The sequence below is a fragment of the Halochromatium sp. genome, assembly GCF_054919635.1.
The window spans coordinates 1-4,712 of the sequence record NZ_JBUDPI010000299.1; the positions used below are offsets into that span (position 1 = coordinate 1).

A 4,712-nucleotide genomic window follows, 5' to 3' on the forward strand; every position below is an offset into this window, starting at 1 on the left:
AGGTTGGTGTCGAGCGCGTTCGGATGGGCGACGATCACCGGACGTTCATCGGCGAGTAGCTGCTCCAAAGCCTGGTAATCAGCATCGCGGTCGTAACAATGGAAGATGCGGTAGTCGCACTCGGCATCGAGCGCGAGCGGCACCCATTCGTGCCCGTTGACCTCGGTACCGATTAGCAGGCCCTGGGCAGCGACGGCGGCCCGATAGTCGTCGAAGCAATCGCTGATCATCTCGAAGTGGTCGCTAATGCCGCAGATGCGTGCATGTCCAATGGTAGCGATCAGTTGAAGGGTCTGCTCCGGCGCAATCGCGCTATCGGTGTCGGACCAGGTGCTATGGATATGCAGGTCTTGAGGCAGAGGAGCGGGTTGCATGGCAAAGCCTCCTATGCGCGGCGGCTAGACGGTGAATCGACGGCCTTGCAGCGCAAGGCCGAGCGGGCGAAATGGAAGCGCTCAGTGGCCGTGACGCCGGTTAAGCTGCCCTTCATGATGGTGCTGACATCCTGTGCAGCGAGTCGCGCCGGGCACCTGCCGCAGTCGGGCCAAGGGGATCGGCTCACCACAATCAATACAGTCATCGCGACCAGCGTTGGTCGTCATCTGTTGTCGGATGGCTGCGATGGCCTGGGTGGTCAAGAGGTCGGTTTGGTACTGCGCAAGGTCGAGCTCATCAGCGAAGCGTTCCATCTGTAGGCTACTCGTCTCGTTACGTTAAAACCGAGTCCCGAGTCTGACAGCAACCGATGACAGTTGAGTGAACGCCGGCCGATATCAACGATGCTGAGCTGACCTAGGATTCGCCCTTTCTCTGTACTGGGGCATCTGTCCTGGGACATCTGTCCTGGGATATCTGTCATGTCGCCTGCTCGGCCAGCCAATCCTTTGGCACCAAGTAGTGCTCATAGAGTCGGGCCTCGTCGGAGCCTGGCTCAGGTTGCCAGTCGTAGTACCAGCTGACCTGTGGCGGCAGGGACATCAGGATCGATTCGGTGCGCCCGCCGGATTGCAGACCGAACAGCGTGCCACGGTCATAGACCAGATTGAATTCGACGTAGCGTCCGCGCCGATAGCATTGAAACCTGCGCTCGCGCTCGCCGTAAGCCGTCCCTTTTCGACGTGCGACGATGGGCTGGTAGCCGGGCAGATAATGCTCGGCGACGCTGCGCATGAAGGCGAAGCTGCGCTCGAAGCCCCAGTGGTTGAGGTCGTCGAAGAACAGGCCGCCGACACCGCGCGGCTCGGCGCGATGCTTGAGGTAGAAGTAGTGGTCGCAGGCGTGCTTTAGTCGGGCGTGCAGCGCGGTGGCGTCTTCCGCAGTATCGCCAAAGCCTGCACAGGCGTTGCGTGCGGTTCGATGCCAGTGTCGTACGTCCTCATCGAAGCCGTAGTAGGGCGTGAGATCGAAGCCGCCGCCAAACCACCAGACCGGCTCGCTGCCGGGTTTTTCAGCGATGAAGAAGCGCACATTCATGTGCGAGGTCGGCGCATAAGGATTGCGCGGATGCATGACCAGCGAGACACCCATCGCCTGGAAGCTGCGCCCGGCAAGCTCGGGGCGGCTGGCGCTGGCGGTTGGCGGCAATGCGTCGCCGTGGACGTGTGAGAAGTTGATGCCGCCCTTCTCGAATACGGCGCCATCCTCAAGGATGCGGCTGCGTCCGCCCCCGCCCCCAGGTCGCGTCCAGCTGTCCTCACGGAAGCCCTTGCTTGCGTCCTCGTCAGAGAGCGCATCGCAGAGACGATCTTGGAGGTCGAGCAGGTAGTGCTTGACGGCGTCAGCATCGGGGTGGTCGGTGTGGGTCATCGGCGCAAGTGAGTGGCAGTCGGTGGCGGAAGCGGCCGGGGCGGCAGCCGGGATTTGGCCCATGCTGATAGGATGTTCCGCTGGTCGATTGCGATGCAGGTGGCGTCGTTGGCGTTCTCAAGGCCGCACCAAGGGTTGCATCCAGTCGGTGCGGATCATCAACTGGGCCCGCAAGTCATCTCTTGGAGTCTCAGCAGCAGATTGGCGGCGCCATCAGGCAGCACGTGCGTTCTGGATCATCTCGTAGGCACGGCGGATCTCGTGGGTCTTTTGCGCCGCCATCTTCATCATCTCCTCTGGCAGTCCCTTAGAGACCAGCTTGTCGGGGTGGTGTTGGCTCAGTAATCGACGGTAGGCGCGCTTGATGGCCGCATCGGAGTCCTTGGGGCTCACGCCCAGCAGCGCATAGGCCTCTTTGAGGTTGGGTGCGCGCGCAGGTGTCTGGCGGCGCCCGCCCGTCCCGGTTGGGCCTTGAGGGCCTGCACTGCCGGTGAAACTGCGCTGCAGTCGGACCAGGGTCTCCAGCTGCCTGAACAGGATCTCAGGGATGTTGAGGCTGGAGCGGATCTGGTTGAGGACACGGCGCTGCTGTGCCGTGGGGTCGCCATCGACGTAGGCCGCCTGGATCTGGATTTCCAGGAACATCTGGATCAGCGATCGCTGGCCGCGACATTCGCGCCGAAAGGTCTCGACCACGGCGGGGAGGTCGAACTCCGCTGACTTGCCTTGCCGGAAGAGCTTGATCGCGGCGCTGCGCATCTCTGCCGAGAGTCGAAGCTGCGTCATGATGCTCTCGGCAAGCGCGATCTCGGCCTCGGAGACGCGTCCATCGGCCTTGGACAAATGCCCCATGGTCGAGAAGGTGGCGGTGAAGAAGGCGCTCTGGATACGCTGCCGATCCCCCGGTGGTAGCTGAGCGTTGCGCTGCAGCTTTTCCAGGCCACGGTCGACCCCGTGGCCGAGCGCGGTTCCGAGCATGGCGCCAAAGGGCCCGCCGGCGGCGAGCCCGAGAAATCCGCCAATGACCTTACCTACCCAACGCATCAAGACTGCTCCAGCTACTTACCATTGATGTACTCGACGTCCGAAAACGAGTACACCCAATGCGGCCTGAAGGCAACTAGGATGACCATGATCCAGCCGTTGAGCATGGCCTCGGGCAGAAACATCAAGGGGAAGAAGGGCAGCACGGTTTGGCTCAGCTCGGCCATGCTGTAGGCACCGGAACCGGCGAGCAGCCAAGCGGCCATGTAGCCCATGGCGACGCCGACCAGGCCGGCGGTCAGAAAGCCGTTGACGAGCACGTAGACAAAGAACTGTTTGGGCAGATAGCGCCTGATCAGGATCAGCAGCATCAAGGTGAGCGTGATCGGGAGCACGCCAGAGACGAGCGCATTCAGCGCAAAGCCATCCCAGGCGCTGCCGCTGTTGAGGGTGACGCCGAGCAGCGCGAGCGAGGCGGCGATGACGGCGAAGCACCAGCCGAACATCAGGGTCACGGCGGTGAGTCCGAGCAGATGATAGGAGAGCCCTGGCTGCACCTGCGTCTCCATGTGCCACAGGAACAGTAGCGCGACGGTGGCACCAAAGAAGACATGGGTGAGCCGCGCCTCGATCAGCTTACGCCAGGGTGCGAGCCAGAGCGCGAGTGCGAGGGTCAGGCCGTAAAGAACGGCGGCTGTCCAGATGGCGAATGGTGAGAAGAGGGCGGGGTCGAGCGTCATGGGAGTCAGCGCCGATGTTGGGGGCTTGTTGATTGCGCCTGGCCTGCGAGGCATTGCGCGGAGCGAGCCAGGTCGTCCTGGAGAGGATCTCGCCGACGCCGGTATGCGTTAGGCTGTGACGGCTTCAGTCAGTTCGTAGAGAGTTGAGTTCAGGGACTTTGACCTCAACCGATACGGGCGACACGTTAGAGCCGAATAGCGGCAACGAGGAGTTTCTATGAATCAGCGCCCTCTGGGAAAGACCGACCTCCGAGTTAGCGAGCTCTGTCTGGGTACCATGACATTTGGTGAACAGAATACCGAAGCGGATGCCTTTGCGCAGCTCGATTGTGCGGTCGATGCGGGCATCAACTTTATCGATACCGCCGAGATCTATCCGGTGCCGCCGCGCGCCGAGACGCAGGGCGCGACTGAGCGCTTTATCGGCAATTGGCTTTCCGAGCGCGGAGGCCGCGAGCGTTTGATCATCGCCAGCAAGGTGGCCGGGCCGGGGGACTGGATCGACTATCTGCGGATGCCGGGGCGGCGGCTCGATCGCGCCAATATCGAGGCGGCCGTCGATGCGAGCCTCGAGCGCCTGCGCACCGATTATATCGATCTGTACCAGCTGCATTGGCCGAATCGTGAGACCAATTTCTTTGGCAAACTTGGCTATTCGCATCCTGTGCAGGATGACGCAGTGCCGTTGCTGGAGACGCTGCAGGTGCTTGGGGAGCTGGTGCAGGTCGGTAAGATCCGGCATGTCGGGCTGTCGAACGAGACGCCTTGGGGCACGATGCGGATGTTGGCGCTGGCGGAGGCCCATGGCTTGCCGCGCATGGTAAGCATCCAGAATCCTTACAGTCTGCTGAATCGGAGCTTCGAGGTCGGTTTGGCTGAGGTGGCGATCCGCGAGCACTGTGGTTTGCTGGCCTATTCCCCGCTCGGGTTCGGGATGCTGAGCGGGAAGTATCTGAATGGGGCACGGCCGGCGGGTGCGCGGCTGACGTTGTTCTCGCGCTTTGATCGCTATTCGAATGTGCAGGCGGAGTGGGCAACCGCCGAGTATTGCGCGATCGCGCAGCGGCACGGGTTGGACCCGGCACAGATGGCGTTGGCGTTTGTGACGAGCCGCCCGTTTGTGACCTCGAACATCATTGGGGCGACGACCTTGGAGCAGTTGGAGCGCAATCTGGCGAGCAC

6 protein-coding genes are annotated in these 4,712 nt (G+C 62.2%); 1 reads left to right on the forward strand and 5 read right to left on the reverse strand.

Annotated elements, in window-relative coordinates; genetic code table 11:
• The 5 genes from ACY693_RS15275 to ACY693_RS15295 all read right to left on the reverse strand — a co-directional run.
• Nucleotides 1-374, reverse strand: a 374-nt coding sequence (locus tag ACY693_RS15275; protein ID WP_462322671.1) for a hypothetical protein, incomplete at its 3' end; no start/stop codon positions are given.
• 81 nt (nt 375-455) lie between these two features.
• A complete protein-coding gene (locus tag ACY693_RS15280; protein WP_462322672.1) occupies nt 456-689 on the reverse strand; it encodes a TraR/DksA C4-type zinc finger protein in 234 nt (77 codons plus the stop codon).
• A 166-nt stretch (nt 690-855) separates the two neighbouring features.
• A complete protein-coding gene (gene hemF, locus ACY693_RS15285) occupies nt 856-1,806 on the reverse strand; it encodes an oxygen-dependent coproporphyrinogen oxidase (protein ID WP_462322673.1) in 951 nt (316 codons plus the stop codon).
• A 213-nt stretch (nt 1,807-2,019) separates the two neighbouring features.
• Complete coding sequence (gene djlA / locus ACY693_RS15290) at nt 2,020-2,850, reverse strand: co-chaperone DjlA (protein WP_462322674.1); 831 nt, start codon at nt 2,848-2,850, stop codon at nt 2,020-2,022.
• Between the two features lie 14 nt (nt 2,851-2,864).
• Nucleotides 2,865-3,530 carry an energy-coupling factor ABC transporter permease gene (locus tag ACY693_RS15295; protein WP_462322675.1) on the reverse strand — a complete coding sequence of 222 codons (666 nt, stop codon included), beginning with the start codon at nt 3,528-3,530 and terminating at the stop codon, nt 2,865-2,867.
• A 217-nt stretch (nt 3,531-3,747) separates the two neighbouring features.
• Here ACY693_RS15295 and ACY693_RS15300 point away from each other — a divergent pair.
• Nucleotides 3,748-4,712 (forward strand): NADP(H)-dependent aldo-keto reductase (locus ACY693_RS15300; protein ID WP_462322676.1); only part of this gene is annotated, 965 nt, incomplete at its 3' end.

Coding starts and splice junctions, on each gene's coding strand:
- ACY693_RS15280 (WP_462322672.1), bottom strand. CDS start 689: ATGGAACGCTTCGCTGATGAGCTCGACCTTGCGCAGTACCAAACCGAC.
- ACY693_RS15295 (WP_462322675.1), bottom strand. CDS start 3,530: ATGACGCTCGACCCCGCCCTCTTCTCACCATTCGCCATCTGGACAGCC.
- hemF (WP_462322673.1), bottom strand. CDS start 1,806: ATGACCCACACCGACCACCCCGATGCTGACGCCGTCAAGCACTACCTG.
- djlA (WP_462322674.1), bottom strand. CDS start 2,850: ATGCGTTGGGTAGGTAAGGTCATTGGCGGATTTCTCGGGCTCGCCGCC.